The following is a 24,284-nucleotide window of genomic DNA, read 5'->3' on the forward strand; positions in this document are numbered from 1 at the left end:
GCCGCGCGGCGGTCGTGCTCAGGACGTCGATATCTCGCGGGTGGCCAGGGGGGTACAGCGCGCGTTCACACACTCTCCCGTGACCAGGTCGAAGGTGAAGTTGTGACCGAGACAGTAGACCTTGCCGTCCTCGATGATGGCGCTGATGGACAGGTCCTCGCCCGCGTGCGGGCAGTACCTGCCGATCTCGAACGTCCGGCCGCCATCGGTGACGGTGATGCGCTCGGTCTCGTCTCTGCCGGTCTCGTATTCCTCGACGGCCTGCAGGGCCGGCGCGTTGGCGTGCTTGAGCAGTCCGGCCAGGTAGCCGTTGTACACGTCGGGGTCGCGGTCCAGGCGAAGCCGCAGGGAAAGCAGCAGGTCCTCCCACGCGACGTCGCCGGTCAGGATGGGCTCGACCCAGCGCCCCTGCACGATGATCGTGTAGCCGGGCTTTTCGGTGGTCGCGGGGCCGATGGCCAGGCCGTCCGCGTTCATCCGGACGTCCCAGACGCCGCCGTTCGGCCCCGTGATCTCGAACCGGACCGTCATGTCGATCTGCTCGAGGAAGTAGCTGCTGAGCGTGCCCAACCGGACGAAGTGGTTGACGAAGCGCTCGGGGAAGTCGGGGCCCGGCTCCGGGTACGTGACCCCGATCTTCTCGATGATTTCGGCCCGGTGCTCCGCGTAGTTCTGGATGTACTCCTCGACTTCCTCGGTGAAGTCGAACTCCGCCGACACGGGGTCCCGTACCACGTCGCCGGTCTCCAGATCGATCCGGTCGCCTGGCCTCAATGTCTCCCAGGCTTGTCCGGGCAGGTGCTCGCTCAGCCAGCTCTTGGCGGCTTCCGGGTGGACGAAGGCCCCGTGCTCGGTGTCCAGCACCCAGTTTATGTCGCGCAGTTCCGGGTCGAGGAAGCAGGGCGGGCCGGCGAAGGGGACGGCCAGTTCCGGCGCCGTGGCGCGTATCAGACGTTGAACGGCGCGCAGCTTGGAGATCCGCTTCTCCATGGCGATGCGCCGCTGCTCCTCCATGGGGTACGAGTAACACATCGGATGCCAGGTCGCCGACGACGCCTGCACGGCCATGACGTCGAGCCGACCGCCTGCCAGATGCTTGGCGCGGCGGGTCTGCGAAGCGATCAATTTGGCGTCGTTGCAGTTCAACACCGACCTGCCCTCGGCCACGATGAGGAACGCCGAATCGTGGTACATCGGGGACAGCTGAGGGATGGTCGTGATCCAGGAATCACCGTTGTCCAGCGGAAACGGCTCCCACGAGTTGATTTCGATGATCTTTTTGACGCCGCACTCGCGAATGCGGTCGGCGAATGTGTTCGATGGATATGCGGGGATCAATACCGTGGTTTCGTCGCTGAGCCGTTCGAGAAACCAGGAGTCCATATGGTCGAGATGTTCATGTGAGATCGCCACGTAGGTCGCCGAGGTCAGGCTCGTGATATCGAGGTGATCGTTACGCGGGAACTGGAACCATGACCCCAGATAGGCTCCGTACGGGCTCATCCAGGGGTCGCACACCAAGGTGAACGCAGAGCTTTCGATGGCCAGCCCGGCGTGGCCGATGGAGGTAAGGGTTGCCATGGCCTTGTTCTTCCTCACCCGGGCATGCCGCAGTGGCGGGAAGGCGCATGCCCGCTAGGTCATCGGATGGTTACTCCTCGAAGTCAATCATGCGAGGTGAGCGGCCAGGATGGTGTTTTCGATCCTCAAACTAAGACTTCCGTAAAGAACCACGAAGTCGGGGCAGGCGAGGGGAGTCGGTATCGAAACAATGGCGAAAAATTCTGTGGTGTGCGGGTTATTAGATGTATAGACGGGAGTTATCAGGCGATTGACGGCCTCGACGGGAAACGGCCACGGTATGACGCCTCGCCCTGTCTGCCCGCACCGGGAGCGTCATGTCGTCGGCGGCGGTGGGGCCGGCGGCCCGCTCCTCCGGGCACAGCTCGACCCGGCGAGCGCGTCCGCGTTCTTACACTCCCCTTGCACAGGGCGCTCAGATGTAGTCACAATCCGCCCATGCACGGCAACACAGTGCCGGAGTCCCTGCCGGAGTCCCTAACGGAGTCCATGCCTGAGTCCATGCCTGAGTCCTACGTGTACGTCACGGAAGAGGGCGTGGCCCGTCACTATGCCGACGGCAGCGTCGAGGCCCTCGCGTGGGAGGACGTCGTCGAGGTGCGCGTCGGCGGTCTCTCTGACCGAAATGCCGACCGGAATGCCGACCGGAATGCCGACCGGAACGCTGATCAGCAGGTTGGCCGACGGGCCGATGAGTCCATCGACCAGCATGCCGACCGGAACGCTGATCAACAGGCTGGCCGACGGGCCGATGAGTCCATCGACCAGCACGCCGACCGGCACCTCGACGAGCACGCCGACGTTCTGATCGTCCTGCTCGACCGTGACGGCGAGGGATGTGTGGTTCCCCGTTCGGCGACGGACGCGACCTTCCTGGCTCGGTTGAGATACCTGCCCAACTTCGATCTCGGCCGGCTCAGCTCGGCGGTCGAGGCGGCTGACGACGGATATGTCGTCGTCTGGCGCAGCCCCGATCCCCCTTCGCCGCTTCCGGACTTCGATTACGACTGAGCCCAGGTGGCCGGCCCGTGGTCAAGTGCCGACGCCGGCGTCCTCCCGTGGTCGTCAATTGACGGCCGAGGTGACGTTGAGCCCGCCGTTGTCGGAGAAGTAGCGGTCCAGGGTGTCGTTCCGCATCGCCTCGGCCAGCAGGGCACCTTCGCGGGCGTCGAGCCGGACGATGCTCGCTCCCTTGACCATGTCGGTCCCCTCGAAGGGAATGGTGGCGGAGAGTATGTCGCTGCCTCTGACGCCGCGCAGTTCGAACGCCAGGGTTCGAAGCGTGCTGATGGTGACGTCGGAGTCCACGGTCACCGACGTGGTCAGCGCCTGCAGGAACGCGTCGAGCGCTAAGGGATCGGTCAGGGTGCCCTTGCTGACGGCCTTCTGCGTCATCGCCCGGAGGAAGGCCTGCTGGCGCTTGATGCGGTCGAAGTCCCCGCCGGGCAGGCCGTAGCGCTGCCGTACGAACAGCAGGGCCCGTTCGCCGTCGAGGCTGGTGTTCCCCTGCCGCCAGGTGATCTTGTTGGCCGAGTCGTACGAGTCCCGTGACACGTAGACCTCGACGCCTCCGAGGGCCTTGGTCATCGCGACGAAGCCGGTGAAATCGAGCGCCGCGAAATGGTCGATCCGCACGCCGACGAGCTTCTCGATCGTCGAGATGAGCAGGCGGGGACCACCGTAGGCGTACGCGGCGTTGATCTTGTCCTTGCCGTGGCCCGGAATCGTGACGTAGGAGTCGCGCGGGATGCTGATCAGGAAGACCCGCTCCCTGTTCGCGGGAATGTGCGCGATCATGATGCTGTCGGACCTCTGGTATCCGCTTTCGCCGGGACGTCGGTCGGCCCCCACGATCAGCCAGTTCTGCGCCGGCCCGACCGTCTTGGCCGGCCGATCCGGCTCCGCGGGGAAGACGTCCTGAACGCGCTGGATGTTGCTGTCGTAGACGTACTGGCGCTGCATCACCAGTGCGAACAGCGCCGCGAGCGGCAGCAGCACCACGAGAGAGACGATGATCAGTACTCTGCGCCGGCGCGATGTCGGCGGTCGCGGGTCCGTGGGGATCGGGAGTTCTGGCGAAGTCGTCACGGGGGGTCCAATGCGTTGGGTCCGTTTCTGTCAAGAAAATACCCATAAGATCCGTTAGTCGTAAGGGTCGGGTCCGGATCGGCGGATCGGTGGACCAGTGGATCGGCGGATCGGTGGATCAGGGACCGCGGCCGTGGTCGTTCCCGGGCCGTCGCCGAGTACCGGCCGAGCGCACGTCCGATGGCGGATCGCAACTTCCGTCACCCGAATCACAAACACGGCATTTCGCCCTTAAGTGGATATACGCCACTAAAAAGGATGAATCCTAGCTAATGCGTCCATTTGCCGTAAATGGATGGCGTCCATCGTGAAGTGCTTCCCCGCGTCTGGCAACAGATATGGCCACATGTGGCCGCAAAGATGAACTTCGCCCTAATCTCCGGTATCACTAGGAACGCTCCAATGCGTGAATTTTGTGGGTCTTGGTGAACCGATCGTGTCGCTGCGCGTCTTCATAAAGATCGACTGAGAGGGATCCGGCGAGGGCCGAGGGGCGAGGACGTATGGGCGTTGCCGTTGATGATGCTGTGCTCGCGTGGGGGGCGAGCAGAGCCGACTGGCCACGGCGATACATTCGCCGGATGGTGGCGGGTGATGCCGCCGGCGGTGGGGTGGCGATCTCCGGCGTCCTGGCGGTCCGGGCCCTCATCGGAGAACTCGAGGCGTTGGAAGGTGTTCTCGCGGCCTCTCTCGTCGCTACCTGGCCGCTCGTCATCGCCCTGATAGGCGGGCATGACATGCGCAATATCGGAGACGGCGCCGAGGAGTATCGCAAGGTCTTCCACGCCGCGGGGATTCTCGCCTCGGTCGTGGCGATCTCCGCGTACCTCACTCGCACCCCGATAGCGCGCAGCTATGTGATGATCGCCATCCCGCTCGCCGGCGTGATCTGTTTCATGTGGCGGTACCGCCTCCGCAAGCGGCTCCACCAACGGCGCCGCGAAGGGGAATGCCTCAGCCGCGTCGTCGTGGTCGGCCACTGGGGCGCGGTGCTCGAACTGCACGGGCAACTGAACCGCGAACGCCATCACGGTCTGCGGATCGTCGCGGCCTGCGTTCCGCGACGGCAGCACATGGACCTGTCCGCCCAGTTCGAGGGGTTACCGGTGCTGGGTGACTTCACCAACGTCGCCGAGGTCGCGCGGAAAGTGCGGGCGGACACGGTCGCGGTCCTGTCCTGTCCCGAACTCGACGGTACGGCGCTGCGTCGCCTGGCCTGGCAGTTGGAGGAGACCGGCATCGACCTCTACGTCGCCTCGGCGTTGATGGAGGTCGCCGGGCCCCGTATCCGCATCCGGCCGGTCGCCGGGCTGCCGCTGCTCCACGTGGCGCACCCCGACCTGAGAGGAGTGCGGCAGGTCGTGAAGAGCATCTTCGACCGTGTCGTCGCGGCGGTGATGCTGCTCGTTCTGCTGCCGGTCATGTTGGTGATCAGTTTGGTGATCATCGGCGACAGCAGGGGGTCGGTCCTTTTCCGGCAGAGGCGGGTAGGCAAGGGCGGCGAGGAGTTCACCGTCTTCAAGTTCCGGACCATGGTGCCGGACGCCGAGGCGATGAAGGGGGAACTGCTGAGACGCAACGAGGGCAACGGCGTGCTCTTCAAACTGAGAAAGGACCCGCGGATCACGCCGGTGGGTGCCTGGCTGCGCAGGTACTCCCTGGACGAGCTCGCGCAGCTGATCAATGTGCTGCGCGGCGAGATGTCCCTCGTGGGGCCCCGGCCGCCCCTGCCCGACGAGGTGGCGCAGTACGGCGACGACGTGCGGCGGCGACTGCTGGTCAAGCCGGGGATGACGGGGCTCTGGCAGGTGAGCGGCCGGTCCGATCTGTCCTGGGAAGAGTCGGTACGGCTGGACCTGCGATATGTGGAGAACTGGTCGCTCGTCATGGACCTCCAGATCCTCTGGAAGACATGGTCTGCGGTCATCAGCGGACAAGGGGCCTACTAGGGTGAAGGCGCTCGTTCTCGCGGGTGGGTCCGGCACGCGCCTGCGGCCCATCACGCACACCTCGGCCAAGCAGCTCCTGCCGGTGGCCAACAAACCGGTGCTCTTCTACGGACTCGAGGCGATCGCGGCGGCGGGTATCCGCGACGTCGGCATCGTGGTCGGGGAAACCCACATGGAGATCGAGGCAGCCGTCGGCGACGGCTCCGATCTCGGGCTCGACGTGACCTACCTGCGCCAGGAGGCGCCGCTCGGTCTCGCCCATGCCGTGCTGATCGCATCCGACTACCTCGCCGACGACGACTTCGTCATGTACCTGGGGGACAACTTCGTGGTCGGCGGGATCATCCCCCTCGTCGACCGTTTCAAGGCCGAACGGCCCGCCGCTCAGATCATGCTCACCCAGGTTCCCGACCCGCGGAGTTTCGGGGTCGCCGAACTGGATGCCCGGGGTCGCGTGGTGCGCCTTGAGGAGAAACCCGAGTCGCCGAAGAGTGATCTGGCTCTGGTCGGCGTCTACCTCTTCACGGCGGCGGTGCATGAGGCCGTGGCGGAGCTCAAGCCGTCCGGGCGGGGCGAGCTGGAGATCACCGATGCCATCCAGTGGCTGATCGACGCGGGCCATCGGGTGGAGTCGACGGTGATCTCCGGATATTGGAAGGACACCGGGAACGTCGACGACATGCTGGAGGTCAACCGCCTCGTCCTGGAGTCGCTGGAGCCGGCCGTGCACGGGCGGGTCGAGGGGAACAGCGAGCTGATCGGGCGGGTCGTGATCGAGAAGGGCGCCGTCGTTCGCGACTCGCGGATCGTCGGACCGGCGCTCATCGGCGCCGGGACCCGGGTGAGCGACTCCTACGTCGGTCCGTTCACCTCCATCGACACCGACTGCGTCATCGCGGACAGCGAGATCGAGTACTCCATCGTGCTGTCCCGCTCCTCGATCACCGGCGTCCGCCGGGTAGAGGCGTCCCTCATCGGCAAGGACGTCGAGGTCACCCCCGCGCCCAACACTCCCCGCGCCCACCGGCTGGTGCTCGGCGATCACAGTAAGGTGCAGATTTCATCGTGAGGATCCTCGTCACCGGGGGAGCCGGCTTCATCGGCTCGTACTATGTCCGAACCCTTGTGTCCGGTGGTTATCCGGCCTTCGCGGGGGCGCGGGTCACCGTGCTGGACAGGCTGACATATGCCGGCAACCCGGCCAATCTGGAACCGGTCTCCGACGGATACGAGTTCGTCCACGGGGACATCTGTGACGCCGAACTGCTCGCCGAGGTCGTTCCGGGTCACGACGTCGTCGTCAACTTCGCGGCCGAATCGCACGTGGACCGGTCGATCGACGGCGCGGCCGCGTTCGTGCGGACCAATGTGCTCGGCACGCAGACCCTCATGCAGGCCTGCCTGGACGCGGGTGTGTCCAAGGTCGTCCAGGTGTCGACGGACGAGGTCTACGGGTCGATCGAGTCCGGATCCTGGGACGAGGAGGCGCCGCTGCGTCCGCGCTCGCCGTACTCCGCCTCGAAGGCGGGGGCCGACCTGGTCGCGCAGGCGTACGGCGTCACGCACGGGCTGCCGGTGTCGATCACCCGCTGCGGGAACAACTACGGCCCCCACCAGTTCCCCGAGAAGCTCGTCCCGCTGTTCATCACCAGGCTCATGGAGGGACGCAAGGTCCCCCTCTACGGCGACGGCGGCAACATCCGGGACTGGGTCCACGTCAGCGACCACTGCTCGGGCATCCAGCTCGTCGTGGAGCGCGGGGCGCCCGGCGAGATCTACCACATCGCCGGGACCGCGGAACTGACGAACAAGGAGCTCACCGGACGGTTGCTGGAGGCCTTCGGCTGTGGTTGGGACATGGTCGCGTACGTGGAGGACCGTAAGGGCCACGACCGGCGTTACTCGCTGAACGACGCCAAGCTCCGCGGCCTCGGCTACCGCCCCTCGATCGGCTTCGGCGACGGGCTCAAGCACACGATCGCCTGGTATGTCGAGAACCGGGAGTGGTGGTCGCCCCTCCTCGGGGCGCGCTGATGCGGTGGTTGATCACGGGCGGCGGCGGGATGCTCGCCGCCGACCTCGTACGGCGTCTCGGCGGTGACGCGCTCGCGCTGGGCCGGGCCGACCTGGACATCCGCGATGATGTAGCCGTTTGGCGGTGTTTCCTGGCATATCGCCCGGATGTCGTGGTGAACTGCGCGGCCTGGACGGCCGTGGACGCCGCCGAGTCCCGCGAGGACGAGGCACTCGCCGTCAACGGCCACGCGGTCCAGCCGCTCGCCGCCTACGCCGCGAAGCTCGGCGCCCGGTTCGTGCAGCTCTCCACTGACTACGTCTTCTCGGGAGTGTCCTCCCACCCGTTCGAGGAGGACGCGCCGACCGCGCCGATCAACGCCTACGGCCGGACCAAGCTCGCGGGAGAGTGGGCGGCGCTCGAACACGGGGGATACGTGGTCCGCACGGCGTGGCTGTACGGCGCCGCGGGCCCGAACTTCGTCCGCACGATGATCCGGCTGGCCGGCGAGCACCGGACGGTCGATGTCGTGGACGACCAGCGCGGCCAGCCGACCTGGACGGCCGACCTGGCGGAGCAGCTCGTACGGCTGGCGCGCTCCCGGGCCGAGCCGGGTGTCTACCACGGCACCAGCTCCGGCGAGACGACCTGGTACGGCCTCGCCCGTGAGGTCTTCACCCTGCTCGGCGCCGACCCGGACCGGGTCCGGCCCACCTCCAGCGCCACCCTCAGGAGGCCCGCCGCCCGTCCCGCGTACAGCGTCCTGGGCCACGCGAGATGGGAGAAGGAGGGGCTGTCGCCGATCCGCGACTGGCGAGAGGCGCTCCACGCGGCCTGGCCGCGGATCAGCGCGGTGACTTAGCCTCGTCGCTCGTGTCGATCACCACGCGGAGATCGTCGAGCTCTCGCTCGGAGATGTTCCTCTCATAGGAGAGCAGGGCGTCGCGATCGAAGACGCCGGTGTCGGCGTCATCGTCCTCGGCCGGATTCTCGACCGGATTCTCGACCAGGCCCTCGACCGGGTCCTTGACCTGGTCCTGCGCGGTCCGGGGCGGCTGAGATCGCCCGGCAGACCGGGCCTCATCCGCGTCCTTCGCGGGCCGGCCCGGCTGGGACCGCTCGGCCGACGTGAAGCGCCGCCGGCGTTTGCGCTGGCCCGTGGCGGTCGCGCGGTGCACCCGGGTGACGGGATTGGTCGCGCGCAGGAACGCGATCACGATCGCGATGAGCACGCCGAGCGCCAGCCCGATCGCGACGTTCTTCGGCAGCTTGCTCGAGCTGATCCGCTGCGGGTTGGCCTGGTCGACGAAGCGTGTTCCGCTGTTGTAGGTGGCCAGGTCGATCTGGGCGTCGCTCTCCTTGAGCTGGAGTTGCGCGAGGACCTCGGCAAGAGAGGTCGCCAGCGCGCTCCCCGCGGGAGTCGCCTTGAGGTTGGTGCGGACCTGGGCCTGGGTGGCTTTGATGCTCTTGAGCAGCTTGGCCTGGTCGGCTTCGGCGGCGGCGGCGGTGAGTTCCTGGTACGCCTCGACGATGGCGTTGGCGATGTTCGCGGCCTCCCGGTCGGTTCTCGCGCTGGCCTGCACCTCGATGATGCCGCCGCTGGACCCGGGAGAGGCCTGCACCGAGTCGCGCAGATCTTCTAGATCGATCTTGTATGACTGCTTGGTCATGAGGATCTGCTGTCCGCGGGTGAGCACTTTCTCGGACTCAGCGAACACCGCGCGTTGCGCCGTGTAGGCGATGTAGCTGCTGTCCGAGGAGACACCCTGGCGGAGGAACGTGGTGCTTCGCGGGTCGGTGACGGCGAAGCGGGCGACGGCGTCGACCTGGTTGAAGACCAGGACGCTTGCTTCCGCCGCGAGCAGTCCGGACATGATGATGAGCAGAAGCGAGGACCAGCGGTAGCGCCACACTGCTTCGAGCAGCCCGACCTCGGGCACCGTGTCCTGAGTCTCGTCGGTTGCCACCGTCGTGTTCCTCCCGTTTTCTGTTCTGCCGTCAGTCTAAACAGCGATCAAGGGCACCCCAAGGGCGCGCACGATGCCGCTGTGGTAGCGAGCGGGGTCGAATCGCTCCCGCGCGCTCTTCTGCCCGGCGCGGGCCAGGGCGCAGGCGTGCGGCCAGTCGTCGAGGAGCGCTTCGATCGCGTCGGCGAGCACCTCGGGTTCCCCCGGCGGGACCAGCACCCCGGTCTCGTCGTTCCGGATGATCTCTCTGAGGCCCTGTGCCTCACTGGCCACCACCGGCCGCCCCGCCAGCATTCCCTCGACCGCGACGTTGCCGAACGGCTCCTCCCGTGAGGGCACCAGCACGATGTCGGCGTCGGCGAGGAAAGGGGTGATCGGGTCCTGGAATCCGGCGAAGACCACTTCCTCGCCGGCGAGACCCCGTAGCTCCTCCTCGAACCACTCGTAGCCCGGGAATACGGCGCCCACGAGCGTGAGCGTCACCCGCCGTCCCCGCTCGCGCAGCAGTGCGGCGGCCCGGACGGCCACGTCGCTGCCCTTTCGCGGGGACAGCCTGCCGACGACCGCCAGCCTGCCCTCCGGAACGTCCCGCGGAAGCGTCGCGTCGCCTCGGTCGGGGACGCCGTTGTAGATCACGGTCACCCGGTCGGGGCGGACTCCTGCCCCGGTCAGGGTCCGCAGGCAGGCCTCGCTGTTGGCCACCACATGGTGGGCGAGCCGTACCGGCGCGGTGAGAAGGCGCTGGAGCAGCGGCGAGATGTTCTGTTCCGCCTCGTGCGCGTGGCAGACCACATGAACCCGGGCCAGGCGCCCGGCCACGATCCACAGTGGAATCGTGATCGTGCTGACGTAGAGAGCCGTCGGCCGGGCCCGCCGGAGCAGGGCGACCATTCGCGGCAGGGTGCTGAGCGTCTGCCGGCCGAGTGTCAGCAGGCCGAGAGGGGACAGCAGCGACTTACGGAGCACCGGCGTCGGCATGATCACTATCTCGCTGCCCGTCTCGCGCAGGCGATCGCACAGCGGCCCCTCCGCGGGCAGCACGACCGTGACCTCGGCCACCTCGCTCAGCGCCCGTACGGATTCGACCAGCATCCGGTCCGAACCATAGAGATCCGGTGACGGATGGGTGACGACTACTCGCTCCACACTCAAGTGGTCCTCCTGTTTTCGATATTATTGCCGGAATTCGCCGCAATGCTAATTATCGGAGGCTTCGGCAATGTTAAGCAGGCAGTTCACGCGCGGGGGAGTCGAGTGCGCATTGCGATGATCGGCACGAGGGGTGTTCCGGCTCGTTACGGCGGTTTCGAAACGGCCGTCGAGGAAATCGGATCCCGACTCGTCGCCGCGGGGCACCAGGTCCGGGTGTACTGCCGTGGCGCGGCGGACCGGCAGGACGAGCACAAGGGCATGCGCCTGGTTCACCTGCCGGCCCTGCGGCACAAGGTGCTGGAGACGCTGAGCCATACCGCGCTGTCGGTCGGGCACCTGCTGGCCCATCGGACCGACGTCGCCCTCGTTTTCAACGCAGCCAACTCCCCGCTGTTGCCCCTCATCCGCGCCGCTCGCATCCCCGTCGCCACCCATGTCGACGGGCTGGAGTGGAAGCGGGACAAGTGGAGCGGCGTGGGGCGGCGCTACTACCTGGCCGCGGAACGCCTCTCCGTGCGCTGGTCCCACGCGATCATCGCAGACGCGCGCGCTATTCAAGACTATTATCGAAAACGTTATGAAATCGGAAGTGTGCTGATTTCATACGGTGCCCCAATCCAGGATGGTCCGAATTCGGACTTACTGGCGCAGGCGGGATACGAGCCCGGACGCTTCCATTTGGTCGTCGCGCGCTTCGAGCCGGAGAACCACGTGGCGGAGATCGTCGAGGGCTATGCCCGGAGCCGGGCCGAATATCCGCTGGTCGTGGTCGGATCCGCACCCTACGCGGCGGAGTACACCGAGCGGGTCCGCCGGATCGTCGGCGCGGACCCGCGGATCCGCCTCGTCGGAGGGGTCTGGGATCAGGAACTGCTGGACGCGATGTACGCCGGCTGCGCATCCTATCTGCACGGGCACTCGGTAGGCGGCACCAACCCCTCGCTGCTGAGAGCGATGGGCGCGGGTGCCCCGGTGATCGCCTATGACGTGGTGTTCAACCGCGAGGTACTGGCCGAAACCGGGGCGTTCTTCAGCGACGAGGCCTCGCTGGCCGAGACGCTGGAGGCGGCGGAGAAGCGGCGTGACCAGGAGGCCGCCCGTGGCGCGGCGGCTCGGGAACGCGCCCGCACCGCCTATCGCTGGGACGACGTCGCGGCCCGGTACGAACGGCTGTGCCACGATCTCGCCGCCGGACGAGCCCCGGTCGAGGAGTGACGGGTGCCAGGTCTTCGGGGGCGGGTGCGCGGGATCGTCGCCTCAGCCGGTGGGTCCGTGCTCGCTCAGGTGGTGGCCGCGCTCAGCAGCCTGCTGCTGCAGCTCGTCGCCGCCAGAGAGCTCGGCTCGGCCGGCTTCGCCGCGCTCACGCTGCTGATCGCCACGCTGACGGTGATCACCACGCTGCACACGGCCTGGGTCGGCGACTCGCTCACCGTGCTGGACCGCTTCGACCCTCGCGTCCGGGCCGCGCTCGCCGCCTCACTGGTGGCGACTCTCGGCCTCGGCGCCGTCGTGGGCGGGATCCTGACGATCACGCTGGACGCGGCCGGTCCGCCGGGTGCTCTGCTCTTCGGCGTGCTCGTCGTCATCTGGCTGCTCGAGGACACCCTGCGCCGGATCCTCGCCGCCCGGCTGGAGTTCGGCCGGCTCGCCGCGAACGCGGTCGTGGACTTCTCCGTCGTCTTCGCGACGCTGGGCGCGTTCTGGCTCGCGGGCGAACTGCGCCTGGAGACGATGCTCCTCGCCATGTGCGCGGGCTCCCTGGCCGGGGTCGGGCAGGCGGTCATCGGCCTGCCCCGTGAGGAGCTCGCCTGGCCCGGCCTGCGGGAAGCCGATCTGCGGCGGCTTGTCACGTTCGCCACCTGGCGGGCGGCCCAGGCCGGGTTACGCCCGTTGACGCTGATGCTGACCCGGGTCGCCATCGCGGCCATGGTCTCCAGCGCGGCCCTCGCCGCCGCCGAAGGCGCCCGCCTGCTGCTCGCCCCGGCGCTCACGCTGGTCAACGGGGTCGGCGCGTTCCTGCTGCCCCGGATGGTACGGCTCCGCGAGAGCGGCCAACCGCTGCGGCCCCGCCTGGCGCTGGCCGCTTCCCTCGTGCTCACCGCGGTCACCGCGGTCACCGGTGTGATCGCGGTTCTGCTCGCGAAACCGCTGGAGCCGTTCGTGACGGGAGGGAACTTCCCGCTTGAACCGATCACCGTGGCCGGGTGGGCGGCCTATTCGGTGAGCATAGCGGCGACCCTTCCGATCAGCATGCTCGCCACCGCCTACCGCCACTCGAGGCTGGTGTTCGCGGTCCGGTTGGCCGAGTCGGTGGTGGGCGTCGTCGCTCTTCTTCTGCTGCTGGGGGCGCGGCCGGACCTGGTCGATCTCGCCCCCTTCTGTATTGGCATGGGGGGTGTCGTGACATCGGTGATTCTCATCGTGCGGTTGCGCGCCAAGGGAAATCACGAGTCCGCCCCGTCGGTGGAGAGGATGAGCCATGTGGCGCCGACTGATCATTAGTGCCGTCCTGCTGGCGGGGGTGACGGTGGCGGGGCCGGCGGACGCCCGGGCGCGGGAACCGGCGCCCCAGCCGTCCACGCTCCCCAGCTCGCTCTGGAAACGTGCCTTCGCCTTCGACGACAAGCGGATCGACGAATCCAGCGGGCTGTTCGCCAGTAACGGTCACCCCGGCGTGATCTGGACGTTCAACGACAAGAAGGGCCCGGTGCGGCTGTACGCGGTGGGTCCGGACGGCAAGACCCAGGCAGTGGTGACCCTGGACGGGCACGAGGGCGTCGATCCCGAGGCCATGGGCGGCGCGGTCGGGCTGGACGGCACGAACTACCTGTACGTCGGGGACATCGGCGGGAACCCGGCCCCTCGTCCCGACGGCATCGTCGTCTATCAACTGGTCGAGCCGGCCAAACTGGCCGACGCGTCGGTCGAGGCGACCGCCTACAAGCTGACCTATCCGGACGGGCTGCACGACGCGGAGACGCTGCTGGTCGATCCGCGTACCCGGGAGCTCTACGTGGTGACCAAGGGTCCGCAGGGGGGAAACATCTATCGGGCCCCCGCCGATCTCTCCGAGACCCGGCCCAACATGCTGACCTGGGTGCGTGAGCTGCCGTACGTGATCAGTGACGGGCTGATCGCGCCGAACGGCGACATGATCCTCCGCAGTTACAACAAGGTCCGGATCTGGAAGGGCGTGGAGGGCGCCCTGACGTCGGTCCTGGACATTCCGCAGCAGGAGCAGGGGGAGGGGATCGCGATCACTCCGGACGGCAAGTCTTTGCTGATCTCCAGCGAGGGCCCGTTGTCACCGGTGTGGCGGATGGACCTGCCGGCCGAACTGGGCGTGCACGAGCCGGCCCCGCCGGACGACACGGCCGTCTCGGCTCTTGAGGAAGAGATCGCCGGGATGCCGCTCTGGCTGTGGGGAGCGGGGGGCGGCGTCGTCGCACTCCTCCTCGCGGCAGGGCTCGTCGTCGTGATGCGCAGGGAAAGCCGTGCGTGGTGACGTGCGCGGCGGCAGGGCCATGTCTGCCCCCATGTCTGACCCCATGTCTGACCGGTACCTGGCCTATCCTCCGGGCCGCGGGAATGTGTGGATCCCCACCCGCGACGGGCGGTCGGCCAGTGCCGGCCTGTCGTTGCTGACATTCTCCAAACCGGTGCCGCTGGCGCTGCAGTTCATGCTGTTCGCCGTCACCCGGGTGGCCGGCCCGTGGGTGTTGCCGGGACGCCGCAGACAGTGGCGTCCGCCGGTGGCGGAGGACGCCTGGGCGGCGATCAGCGAGCAGGTCGCGGAAGTCGCCGGACCCGTGGACGGCATGGCGGGCTATATTCGCCCGCAGGCGTCCCGGGCCGGCGGGGCGGCGTTGCTCCTCCTCCGCGCCGGACGCCCGGTCGGGTTTCTCAAGGTGCGGGAGGCCCCCGTGGAACTCGCGAGGGAGGCGGCGGCGCTGGCGGCCTTCGCCACTGATGGCGCCACTGGCGGCGACACCGACCGAGCCACGGGCGGCGCCACTGGCGGCGACATCGGATTCCGCGTGCCCGAGGTGCTGGGCACCGGATCCGCCGAAGGGTTCCACTGGCTCCTGTTGTCGCCGATGGAACCGGTGCCGGCCCGCCCGGCGCGGAACATCGCGGTGGCTCGGTTGAGCGAGCTGATCAGCGCTCGCCTGGCGGAACGGCTGGTCCGGCCCGCAGGCGTCCCCGCGCACTGGAGGCCGATGCACGGCGACCTCACCCCGTGGAACCTCCGGCTCACCCGGACTCCGGTGCCCTGGCTGATCGATTGGGAGGACGCCGGATACGCTCCGCCACATGCCGACGAGACCTACTTCGCGGCTACTCGCCGCGCCGTGTACGGAGGCCCGCCGCCCGCCCGCGTGTACGGCGAGGCCGCGGCCTACTGGCTCGACCGGGTGCGCCGCCGTACGGCCGATGACGCGGAACTGACCCGGCGGCTCCTGGAGATTCTGGAGACGATGGCTGGTCAGGCCGGTTAGGGAGCGGCCCAGTCGGGGAACGAGCGGCCGAGCAGCTTCTCCAGGGCGGCGTTGTGCGGGGCGAAGTGCTCGACCAGGCGGCGTCTGGTCGATGCGGAGAGTTCCGCCTTCGGGGCGGGGTTCCACACCTTCCCGGCATCGGGCAGGGGGGCGTGCGGCAGGCCGAGAAAGTCCGCCACCTCGTCGCAGGCGCGCTGTTGGTCGCGGTAGAACTCCTCGCTGCCGATCACGTGGAACCGGTCGGCGGGGAAGTGCTCAAACCAGCGCCGTAGTGCCACGTCATATTCGCTCTGCGCCACATAGGACTGCTGCTCATGCGCGTAGCTGCGGTAGGTCGGATCGCTGATGAGGCGTCGCTCCTCACCCGCGGTCCGCTCGGCCTCCATCGCCAGCGCCTCTTCGAACGGCAGATTCTCCACGCCGGACCGTACCCGTTCCCGGTAGTGCGAGAAGGTGCGCTCCACCGGGTCGCGCAGGATCAACAGGATGCGAGCACCGGGAACATCCTGGCGGGCGCGCCGCGCCGCGAGCGGGTGGTGCAGGTAATAAGGCGAACCCTCACCTGCCAGCACCGGCCCCCCGGCCCGCCGAGCCGCGCGCGAGCGGGCCGTCCTGCTGGGCAGGTGCGACCGGTACCAACGCAGACCACGCTCGTAGTTGCTGTCGAAAAAGTGCACGCCTTTGGTGTGGTTGGCCTTGGGAAGCAGGCCGGCCGCGGGGAAGAGAGGGATGATCCTCGGGTGTTCGAGCAGTGCGTAGTACAACGAGGTCGATCCGCCGCGCTTGGCGCCGATGAGCAGGAAATCAGGGTCGGGCCTCGCCGAGGCCGTCGCCATTCCGTACGCTCTGAACAAGCCGCGTCCCATATTGAGGATCGGCTCCGGTAAGCGCTCCCTTATGCTCATATGTCACCTTCTCCTTGTACCTGATCACTTAGTGTGTAGAATCCTATCTATTCAGGTGCTTGCTGAGAGGGTTGCGTTATAAAGCGAGGAGAGTCTGCGTGATCAAGGCTCGCCGTCGCGGTGAATATCGCCTCTGGTGGCCCGTTCTGGTGCCGATCGCTCTCATCCTCGCCAGCGAGTACAAACTACGTTCCCGGCCGGCGAACCAGTCGATCAGCGGCGGCGTGGACGCGACGATCCTCCTGGAGATCGGGATCTACGGGGTGGTCGCCCTCTACCTGTACCGCCGGTTCGGGATCACGGCTCCGCACCGACGGGCCTCCTCGATCCGGTTGCTCGCGTGGGCGTTCGCCGCGTACTCCATGTTGAGCGTGCTCTGGACGCCTTTTCCCGCCTTCGCCGTGGTGCGCGGCATCCAGCTTCTGATCATCGCCGCGGTCTGCCAGGTGATGATCAGCCGAGCGGAGCGGGCGGACCTGTGGCGGCTGGCGCACGCGTTCATCGTGCTCGTTCTGATCTCCGTGGCCATCGGCGTCGCCATGCCGTTCCCTCGCACGCCGCTGACCGAGAACCGGTTCAACTGGCTCTACGTGCACCCGGTCTCGGCGGGCATCTTCCTCGGCATCGCCATCCTGCTGGTGGCGGGATTCGTGCTGCCCGGAGGGCCGCCGCGGAGCTGGCCGCTGCCCCTCTACCTGATCGCGGGTGCGATCCTGACCGCGGCCCTGATCGGCACCGGAACCCGGGGCGCGGCCGGCGGCTGTCTGGCCGGGCTGGTGGTGATGCTCCTGCTGGCCCACGGGTCCCGCGGCCGGGTGGTGTTCCTGATGATCGCCGTGCCCGGTGCGATCGTGGCCGTACTGGGCTTCACCGACCGGCTGATCGGCTTCGCCACCCGGGGTGAGACGGTCGAGCAACTGGAGAGCCTCAACGCCCGGACCGACCTGTGGTCGTTCGCGTTACGCGCGTTCAAGGCGGAGCCCTTCTTCGGCAACGGTCTGTCGTCCACGCGGGGGCTCTTCCTCGACGACATCGGGCTGGGCGGAGGCCACAACGCGCTGATCAACGTCTTGGTCGAAGGCGGTGTGGTGGGCCTGGCCCTCTTCTGCGCGCTGATCCTGGCGCTCACCGTCCGCCTTCTCACACTGACCCGGTTGCGAGAAGTCCGGGTGGAGGCCGCGATCCTGCTCGGGCTGATGGTCTTCTTCATGGTCGACGGGATCACCACGGAGATGGTGGCGGCCCCGGCCAACATCGCGTCCGTATGGCTCTACACCGTGATCGCGTGGGCGACCCTTCTGGCGCGTAAACCAGCGAGGGACGACGCGCGTCCTGAAACCGATTCGAGCACGAGCGTCCCGGATGTGCGTGCCGTTACATCCCCGAGGGGGGTCGGATGAGAACTCCGCGTGGCAAGAGGATGGTCAGCCTTGCCGGGCTGGGGCTACTTGCGATCATCGGCACCGGATGGGGCGCCTGGAACCACGAGGCGTCCAGCTCGGCGGTGGCCGACTGGCGGACGGCCGGGCCGCTCGCCATCGGGACCGCCGCCTACCCCGTGCCCCAGGGGGCCTATTTCGTGGCCCCCTGGGGAGACGACGCCGCTCCGGGGACCGTGGCCGCGCCGTGGCGCACAGTGGGCCAGGCGGTACGGATGGCCCCGGCCGGGGCTGTCCTCGTGCTTCGCGGGGGCGTCTACCACGAGTCCGTCGAGGTGTACGGCAAGCGGCTGACCCTTCAGGCGTATCCGCGCGAGGCGGTGTGGTTCGACGGCACGGAGCCGGTGGACGGCTGGGTCCGTGACGGGTCCGGCTGGCGCAGGGACGGCTGGAACGTGCGGTTCGACAACACCGACCCGACCGCGGGGGGCGGCGACGCCTGGCACATGGTCGGCCCGGAGAACCCGGTGGCCAACTGGCCCGACCAGGTCTTCGTCGACGGGCAGCAGCAGACGCAGGTGTCCCGTCGCGATCAGGTCGTCCCCGGCACGTTCTTCGTCGACTACGCCACCGGAAGGCTCTATCTCGGGTCCGACCCGACCGGGCGTGACGTGCGGGCGACCACCCTCGCGGAGGCGCTCTACCTCAACAACGCCCACGGCTCCGCCGTTCTCGGCATCGGCTTCCGCCGTTACGCCACGCCGATCAAGAGGGTCGGTGCGGTCAAGGGGTTCGCCAACGATCTGCGATTCGAGAACGACGTCTTCGCCGACACCGCGCTCGCCGGGCTCAGCATCAAGGGCGACCGGATCGTCGTACGACACAACGCGTTCCTGCGCAACGGACAACTCGGGCTGCACGGGCACCGCACCCAGGGAGCCGTCGTGGACGGCAACATCATGGAGGGCAACAACTGGGAGCACTTCGAGATGGCTCCCGTCTCGGGCGGCATGAAGATCACAACGTCGGTCGGGCTCCAGGTGATGGGCAACCGCTCGGAGCGTAACTTCGGGCCGGGACTCTGGCTCGACGAGTCCGTGTCCGACGCGGTCATCGCCCGTAACCTCTCGCGGGCGAACGCCGGGCACGGCATCCACTACGAGATCTCGGCGCGTGGGCTGATCGTGGGGAACGTCGCGGCCGACAACGGCGGCAACGGGCTGTACGTCAACGAGTCGAGCGATGTCCGGCTGTGGAACAACACCGTGACACACAACAGGGGCACGCAGATCAACGTCATCGACGGCCGACGGGAGCAGGACGACCCACGCATGCCGTGGAACGTGTCCGGCGTGGAGGTGCGCAACAACGTCATCCAGGGCGGACCCGGGCCCCTCGTATCGGTGGAGGACCTGACCGGTAGGCGGACGGCCAGCGAAATGGCCGACTTTGACCACAACGTCTACTACCTTTCGGGCGGCGGTAGCGCCGATTCGATCAATTGGGTGGATCGCCCGGCCGGGTATCGTTCGTTCGCGGATCTTCGGTCCGCTCGGGAGCGGGCGAAAATCGAGCCCCATGGCACGGAAGTCCGCGCTTCGACGCCCTTCTCCACCCCCGACGAATTCGCCGTCACGGGCGGAGCTCCTAAAGGTTCCCCATTGCCGGCTGATGTCGCAGCCTGGCTCAACGGCCGGGTCGGCGGGAAAACCCAGGCGGGAATCCCGTAGTGCCTAAATCGTGATGTATTGCAACTGATTTGTTGCATTGCGAATCGGTGGAGTCTGAGTCCTTTTTGCCGCGTTCTACTATGCTCTGCTGCTGAATCGTCAGGATCCGTGCAGTAGGACTAGGATATCCGTGGCTGAAAAACTGAATATCATCACTCGCTCGGTGCTCGCCTTACTCATCGCCGGCTTCGGTCTCGCACAGGGCGGGACCGCGTCGGCGGACATCGACCCCGAGCCCGGGATTCCCGAGACCTTCACCGCCGACGCCCTGCCCACCTGGCAGATCAACGGCGTGGTCTGGAAGCAGGCGACGGTCGGCAACACCGTGTACGCCGTGGGCAGCTTCTCGAAGGCCCGTCCGCCGGGGACCAGCCCGGGTGACCCGCAGGAGGTCAGCCGGGCGAACATCCTCGCCTACGACATCACCACCGGAAACCTGCTGCCGTTCAACCACACCCTGAACGCGCAGGCGCGCACGATCGCCGCCTCTCCTGACGGATCGCGGATCTACGTGGGCGGCGAGTTCACCACCGTCGACGGTGTGGCGCGCAACCGCCTGGTCGCGTTCAACACCGCGACCGGCGCCGTCGACACCGCCTTCAACCCGTCGGTGTCCTCGACCATCTGGGCGGTGACGGTCTCCGACTCCACCGTCTACATCGGTGGCAACTTCTTCAACGTCAACGGCTCCTCGCGTAACCGCGGCGCCGCCCTCGCCCGGAGCAACGGCGCGTTGCAGGCATGGCGCATCGACCCCGACGACGAGGTCCGCGCGATGCTGGTGGCCCCGAACCAGAGCCGGGTCATCGTCGGCGGAAAGTTCCAGAACTTCAACGGCGAGGCCCGCGTCGGCGTCACGGCGGTCGACCCGGTCACCGGCGCGTCGCTGCCGTGGAGCAGCCGTCCCACGCCCACCCGCGCGTCCAGCACGAACTTCTCCTACGTCGACGACCTCGTCACGGACGGCACGCTCATCTACGGCGCGAACGACGGTGAGGGCGGTCACTGGTTCGACGGCCGCTGGGCGGCGGAGCCGTACACGGGCGACCTGGTCTGGCTGGACAACTGCTACGGCGCGACGTACGGCATCTTCGTCACCGGGCAGGTGCTCTACAGCGTCGGGCACGCGCACGACTGCAGCTCGCTCGGCGCGTTCCCCGAGGCGAGCCCGTCGAGATGGCAGCGCGCGCTCGCCGAGACGATCTATCCGACCGGAACCGACCACGCGCCACCCGGCGCCAACAGTAACTACAGCGGCCAGCCCATCCCGTCTCTGCTGCACTGGTTCCCGACGGTCAACGCCGGCAGCTACACCGGCATGAGCCAGGGCGGCTGGTCCCTCACCGGAAACTCCCAGTACCTGTCGATGGGCGGCGAGTTCACCACCGTCAACGGCAGCCCCCAGCAGGGCCTGACCCGGTTCGCGATCAAAACGCTGGCGCCCAAGAAGTCCGCGCCCATCGCCGCGGCGAGCCTGACCCCGAACGCGATCTCGTTCCAGGCGGGCACCGCCCGGGTCAGCTGGCAGGCGACCTGGGACCGTGACAACGAGAAGTTGACCTACGAGGTGCTGCGCGACGGCTCGAACACGCCGGTCGGGACCGTCACGGCCACGTCCAACTTCTGGACGCTTCCGTCGCTCGGCTTCAAGGACACCGGCCTCGCGCCCGGCAGCACGCACACCTACCGGGTCCGGGTGAAGGACCCCCAGGGCAACTCGGTCGGCAGCGGCACATCGGCGCCGGTCACCATCGCCGCCACCGGATCGTCCAGCGCCTACTCCGCGGCCGTGCTGAGTGACGCGCCGACGAGCTTCTGGAGGCTCGGCGAGAACGCCGGCCCCACGGCGTACGACTACGGCGGGTTCACCGACGTCACCCAGCAGAGCGGAGTGACCTACGGCGCCGCCGGGGCGATCAACGGGGACCCGGACAACTCGTCCCACTTCAACGGCACCACCAGCGGATTCGGCGTGGCCAACTCCCGGGTCCCGGCGACTCCGAGCTTCACCGTCGAGGGGTGGGTGAAGACCACCTCGACCAGCGGCGGCAAGATCGTCGGCTACGGCGACGCCGCCACCGGCAACAGCAGCAGCTACGACCGGCACGTGTACATGGACAACGCGGGTCGTATCTGGTTCGGCGTCTACCCCGGCGCCGTCCGCACCGTCAACTCCGCCCCCGGCTTCAACGACGGCAAGTGGCACCATGTCGTGGCCACCCTCAGCGACACCGACGGCATGGCGCTCTACGTCGACGGCCGCCGCGTCGGCCAGAACGCGGGCACCACCAGCGCGCAGTCGTACTCCGGCTACTGGCGGCTGGGCGGCGACAACCTCAACGGATGGCCGAACCAGCCGTCGAGCGCCTACCTCAACGCCGACCTCGACGAGGTGGCGATCTACCCGACGGCACTGTCGCACGCCAAGGTGCTCGATCACTACGTCGCCAGCGGCCGTACCAGCCCGATCCCCACCGCCCCTGCGGACGCGTACGGCACGGCCGTCTACAACACCGAGCCGCTGTTCTACTGGCGGTTGGGCGAGCAGAGCGGCACCGTCGCCGCCGACGCGAGCAAGGGCGGCGTCGCCGGCACGTACACCGCGAGCGGCATCACCTACGGCCGGCCTGGCGCCATCACCGGCACCACGGACAAGGCCGTCGCGGTCAACAACGGCGCCGTCGTCTCGACGGCCTCCTACGGCAACCCGACGACCTATTCGGGGGAGCTGTGGTTCAAGACGACCACCACCAGCGGCGGCAAGATCATCGGCTTCGGCAACGCCGCCTCCGGGACGAGTAACAACTACGACCGCCACGTCTACATGAGGAACGACGGGAAGCTGGTGTTCGGGACCTACACCGGCGCGTTCAACCTGATCACCTCGGCGAACGGCTACAACGACGGCCAGTGGCACCATCTGGTGGCCGCCCAGGGACCCGGCGGCATGAAGCTCTACGTCGACGGTGGTCTGGTCGGCACCAACCCGCAGACCGGTGGGGAGAACTACACCGGTTACTGGCGGGTGGGCGGCGACACCCTCGGCTCCTGGCCCGACCGGCCGACCAGCGACAACTTCAACGGTGAGATCGACGAGGTGGCCGTCTACGGAAGCGTCCTGTCGGACGCCCAGGTCGCCGAGCACTGGCAGAAGGGCTCGGGCAACGGCCCGCCCAATCAGGAGCCGACCGCCTCGTTCACCGCGACCTGCACGGATCTGGAGTGCTCGTTCGACGCAGGGGCCTCCAGCGACCCCGACGGCTCGATCACCGGGTACGCCTGGGACTTCGGTGACGGCACCACGGGCACCGGCACGACGGCCACGCACGCCTACCCGGCGGCGGGTGACTACACGGTCAAGCTGACGGTGACAGACAATGCGAGCGCGACCGGGACGCACTCCGAGGTGGTCGTGCCCCGGCCTCCGGCGAACCCACCGGTGGTGATGGCCGTGGACGGCTTCGGCCGTACGGTCTCCGGCGGGCTCGGGTCGGCTGAGACCGGCGGCGCGTACACGCTCAGCGGCGCCGCCACGTCGTTCGCGGTCGACGGCACCGCGGCGACCCTCACGCTGCCGTCGACCAGCGCGAACCGGCGGGCGTACCTGAACGGCACGTCCAGCACGGACTCCGACACCGGGTTCACCTTCACCACTGACAAGTCCGGTACAGGCAACGGCATCTACATCTGGGCCATCGGCCGGAGCGTCAGCGGTCAGGGCGACTACCGGGCTCGCATCCGGCTGCTCTCCTCGAACGGCGTCGGCCTCCAGGTGAGCCGCACCGACGCGTCGAACACCGAGACCCTGCTCGGCGCCGAGCAGACCGTCGCCGGTCTGACCTACAGCCCCGGTGCGGTCCTGAAGGTCAGGCTGCAGGTGGTGGGCACGTCGCCCACCACCGTGCAGGCCAAGATGTGGCCCGCCGGGCAGACGGAGCCGGCCACCTGGCAGGTCAGCGCGACCGACTCGACGGCGGGGCTGCAGGCACCGGGTGGTGTCGGGTTCGGCGCGTTCCTGTCCGGCACGGCCACCAACGCGCCGGTCGTGGTCACGGTGGACGACCTGGCCTCGACCAACCCGGTGGCGGCGCCGACCGCGGCGTTCTCGGCGAACTGCACGGGTCTGTCCTGCTCGGTTGACGCCTCGGCGACCACCCCCGGATCCGCGCCGATCACGTCCTACACCTGGAGTTACGGTGACGGGGTCGTCGGCACCGGCCAGACCGCCTCGCACACGTTCGCGCGGGTGGGCACCTACCGGATCACGCTGACCGTGACCGGAGCCGACAACCGTACGAACGTCGTCACCCAGACGGTGACCGTCCTCTGATCCAGTCGCGAGGCCCCGCTCGGGAGGGCGGGGCCTCACTCTTTTCTGAGGTGCAACGTATGAAACCGTTGTCCATCGGCGACGCCTACATCTTCACTCCCGTCGTACACGACGACGAGCGTGGCGCGTTCCTGGAATGGTTCCGGGCGGGGGAGTTCGCCGAGGCGGTGGGCCACCGGTTCGGCCTCGCCCAGGCGAACTGCTCGGTCTCCCGCAGGGGAGTTCTCCGAGGCGTCCATTTCGCGGAGGTGCCGGTCGGGCAGGCGAAGTACGTCACGTGCGTGGCGGGTTCGGTCCTCGACGTGGTCGTGGACCTCCGCGTCGGTTCGCCGACCTTCGGCCGGTGGGAGGCCGTAGAACTCGACGACACGACCAGGCGGGGCGTCTACATCGCCGAGGGCCTCGGGCACGCTTTCATGGCGACCAGCGATCAGGCCACGGTCGTCTATCTGTGCTCCGAGCCATACGCCCCGGGGCGGGAGCATGGGGTGCACCCGCTCGATCCCGAACTGGGGATCGCGTGGCCGAACGTGGAGCCCCTCCTTTCACCGAAGGACGCGGCGGCGCCGACGCTGTCCGAGGCGCTTTCCGCCGGCCTGCTGCCCGACTACGACCGATGCCTCGCCCACTACGAACGGCTCCGCGCTACCGGCCCGGTGGGGTGAGGCGAATTCCGCAATGAACGCCGCA

The 24,284-nt window shown here is 68.0% G+C and carries 18 protein-coding genes; 13 read left to right on the forward strand and 5 right to left on the reverse strand.

Going from position 1 to position 24,284, the window contains the following annotated elements; genetic code table 11:
• Nucleotides 1-18: 18 nt before the first annotated feature.
• Nucleotides 19-1,581: a Rieske 2Fe-2S domain-containing protein gene (locus QSK17_RS17960; RefSeq protein ID WP_285705985.1), complete on the reverse strand. Its 1,563-nt coding sequence runs from the start codon at nt 1,579-1,581 to the stop codon at nt 19-21.
• A gap of 438 nt (nt 1,582-2,019) precedes the next feature.
• Between QSK17_RS17960 and QSK17_RS17965 the strand changes: the two genes are divergently transcribed.
• A complete protein-coding gene (locus QSK17_RS17965; RefSeq protein ID WP_285705986.1) occupies nt 2,020-2,592 on the forward strand; it encodes a hypothetical protein in 573 nt (190 codons plus the stop codon).
• 54 nt (nt 2,593-2,646) lie between these two features.
• Here the strand turns inward: QSK17_RS17965 and QSK17_RS17970 are convergent, their stop codons facing one another.
• Complete coding sequence (locus QSK17_RS17970; RefSeq protein ID WP_285705987.1) at nt 2,647-3,582, reverse strand: LCP family protein; 936 nt, start codon at nt 3,580-3,582, stop codon at nt 2,647-2,649.
• A gap of 668 nt (nt 3,583-4,250) precedes the next feature.
• Between QSK17_RS17970 and QSK17_RS17975 the strand changes: the two genes are divergently transcribed.
• The 4 genes from QSK17_RS17975 to rfbD are packed head-to-tail and all read left to right on the forward strand — an operon-like array spanning nt 4,251 to nt 8,494.
• On the forward strand, nt 4,251-5,618 hold the full coding sequence (locus QSK17_RS17975) for a sugar transferase (protein ID WP_352231812.1): 1,368 nt from the start codon (nt 4,251-4,253) through the stop codon (nt 5,616-5,618).
• Nucleotide 5,619: 1 nt separating this feature from the next.
• Nucleotides 5,620-6,687, forward strand: coding sequence for a glucose-1-phosphate thymidylyltransferase (locus QSK17_RS17980; protein WP_285705989.1), 1,068 nt, complete (start codon nt 5,620-5,622; stop codon nt 6,685-6,687).
• Nucleotides 6,684-7,652, forward strand: coding sequence for a dTDP-glucose 4,6-dehydratase (rfbB, locus tag QSK17_RS17985; protein ID WP_285705991.1), 969 nt, complete (start codon nt 6,684-6,686; stop codon nt 7,650-7,652). The genes QSK17_RS17980 and rfbB overlap by 4 nt, the downstream gene beginning before the upstream one ends.
• Nucleotides 7,652-8,494, forward strand: a complete 843-nt coding sequence (rfbD, locus tag QSK17_RS17990) for a dTDP-4-dehydrorhamnose reductase (protein WP_285705993.1) — start codon at nt 7,652-7,654, stop codon at nt 8,492-8,494. Before rfbB ends, rfbD begins: the two co-directional genes overlap by 1 nt.
• On the opposite strand, the gene QSK17_RS17995 is transcribed toward rfbD, so the two are convergent.
• A complete protein-coding gene (locus QSK17_RS17995) occupies nt 8,478-9,599 on the reverse strand; it encodes a GumC domain-containing protein (protein WP_285705994.1) in 1,122 nt (373 codons plus the stop codon). The two genes, rfbD and QSK17_RS17995, sit on opposite strands and share 17 nt — an antisense overlap.
• A gap of 36 nt (nt 9,600-9,635) precedes the next feature.
• The gene (locus tag QSK17_RS18000) at nt 9,636-10,745 is read right to left on the reverse strand and encodes a glycosyltransferase family 4 protein (protein ID WP_285706126.1); all 1,110 of its coding nucleotides are present in this window, start codon (nt 10,743-10,745) and stop codon (nt 9,636-9,638) included.
• Here QSK17_RS18000 and QSK17_RS18005 point away from each other — a divergent pair.
• The 4 genes from QSK17_RS18005 to QSK17_RS18020 are packed head-to-tail and all read left to right on the forward strand — an operon-like array spanning nt 10,722 to nt 15,250.
• On the forward strand, nt 10,722-11,966 hold the full coding sequence (locus QSK17_RS18005) for a DUF1972 domain-containing protein (protein ID WP_285705995.1): 1,245 nt from the start codon (nt 10,722-10,724) through the stop codon (nt 11,964-11,966). The genes QSK17_RS18000 and QSK17_RS18005 overlap by 24 nt on opposite strands.
• Before the next feature lie 3 nt (nt 11,967-11,969).
• A complete protein-coding gene (locus QSK17_RS18010; RefSeq protein WP_285705996.1) occupies nt 11,970-13,253 on the forward strand; it encodes an MATE family efflux transporter in 1,284 nt (427 codons plus the stop codon).
• Entirely contained in the window at nt 13,231-14,256 is a 1,026-nt protein-coding gene (locus tag QSK17_RS18015) for a hypothetical protein (protein WP_285705997.1), read from the forward strand. The genes QSK17_RS18010 and QSK17_RS18015 overlap by 23 nt, the downstream gene beginning before the upstream one ends.
• A 43-nt stretch (nt 14,257-14,299) precedes the next feature.
• The gene (locus QSK17_RS18020) at nt 14,300-15,250 is read left to right on the forward strand and encodes a phosphotransferase (RefSeq protein WP_285705998.1); all 951 of its coding nucleotides are present in this window, start codon (nt 14,300-14,302) and stop codon (nt 15,248-15,250) included.
• On the opposite strand, the gene QSK17_RS18025 is transcribed toward QSK17_RS18020, so the two are convergent.
• The gene (locus QSK17_RS18025; RefSeq protein ID WP_285705999.1) at nt 15,247-16,104 is read right to left on the reverse strand and encodes a sulfotransferase; all 858 of its coding nucleotides are present in this window, start codon (nt 16,102-16,104) and stop codon (nt 15,247-15,249) included. The genes QSK17_RS18020 and QSK17_RS18025 overlap by 4 nt on opposite strands.
• Nucleotides 16,105-16,253: 149 nt before the next feature.
• Here QSK17_RS18025 and QSK17_RS18030 point away from each other — a divergent pair, with 149 nt between their 5' ends.
• The 4 genes from QSK17_RS18030 to rfbC all read left to right on the forward strand — a co-directional run bounded on the left by QSK17_RS18030 (nt 16,254) and on the right by rfbC (nt 24,259).
• Complete coding sequence (locus tag QSK17_RS18030) at nt 16,254-17,555, forward strand: O-antigen ligase family protein (RefSeq protein ID WP_285706000.1); 1,302 nt, start codon at nt 16,254-16,256, stop codon at nt 17,553-17,555.
• Nucleotides 17,552-19,264, forward strand: a complete 1,713-nt coding sequence (locus tag QSK17_RS18035; protein ID WP_285706001.1) for a right-handed parallel beta-helix repeat-containing protein — start codon at nt 17,552-17,554, stop codon at nt 19,262-19,264. The genes QSK17_RS18030 and QSK17_RS18035 overlap by 4 nt, the downstream gene beginning before the upstream one ends.
• A 163-nt stretch (nt 19,265-19,427) precedes the next feature.
• Nucleotides 19,428-23,594, forward strand: a complete 4,167-nt coding sequence (locus QSK17_RS18040; protein ID WP_285706002.1) for a LamG-like jellyroll fold domain-containing protein — start codon at nt 19,428-19,430, stop codon at nt 23,592-23,594.
• Between the two features lie 59 nt (nt 23,595-23,653).
• On the forward strand, nt 23,654-24,259 hold the full coding sequence (gene rfbC, locus QSK17_RS18045; protein WP_285706003.1) for a dTDP-4-dehydrorhamnose 3,5-epimerase: 606 nt from the start codon (nt 23,654-23,656) through the stop codon (nt 24,257-24,259).
• Nucleotides 24,260-24,284 lie beyond the last annotated feature (25 nt).

Source organism: Microtetraspora sp. NBRC 16547 (assembly GCF_030268965.1).
In the GTDB taxonomy this organism is placed as follows: Bacteria; Actinomycetota; Actinomycetes; order Streptosporangiales; family Streptosporangiaceae; genus Microtetraspora.

Coding starts and splice junctions, on each gene's coding strand:
- QSK17_RS17960 (WP_285705985.1), bottom strand. CDS start 1,581: ATGGCAACCCTTACCTCCATCGGCCACGCCGGGCTGGCCATCGAAAGC.
- QSK17_RS17965 (WP_285705986.1), top strand. CDS start 2,020: ATGCACGGCAACACAGTGCCGGAGTCCCTGCCGGAGTCCCTAACGGAG.
- QSK17_RS17975 (WP_352231812.1), top strand. CDS start 4,251: ATGGTGGCGGGTGATGCCGCCGGCGGTGGGGTGGCGATCTCCGGCGTC.
- rfbD (WP_285705993.1), top strand. CDS start 7,652: ATGCGGTGGTTGATCACGGGCGGCGGCGGGATGCTCGCCGCCGACCTC.
- QSK17_RS18005 (WP_285705995.1), top strand. CDS start 10,722: ATGGGTGACGACTACTCGCTCCACACTCAAGTGGTCCTCCTGTTTTCG.
- QSK17_RS18015 (WP_285705997.1), top strand. CDS start 13,231: ATGTGGCGCCGACTGATCATTAGTGCCGTCCTGCTGGCGGGGGTGACG.
- QSK17_RS18020 (WP_285705998.1), top strand. CDS start 14,300: ATGTCTGACCGGTACCTGGCCTATCCTCCGGGCCGCGGGAATGTGTGG.
- QSK17_RS18035 (WP_285706001.1), top strand. CDS start 17,552: ATGAGAACTCCGCGTGGCAAGAGGATGGTCAGCCTTGCCGGGCTGGGG.
- rfbC (WP_285706003.1), top strand. CDS start 23,654: ATGAAACCGTTGTCCATCGGCGACGCCTACATCTTCACTCCCGTCGTA.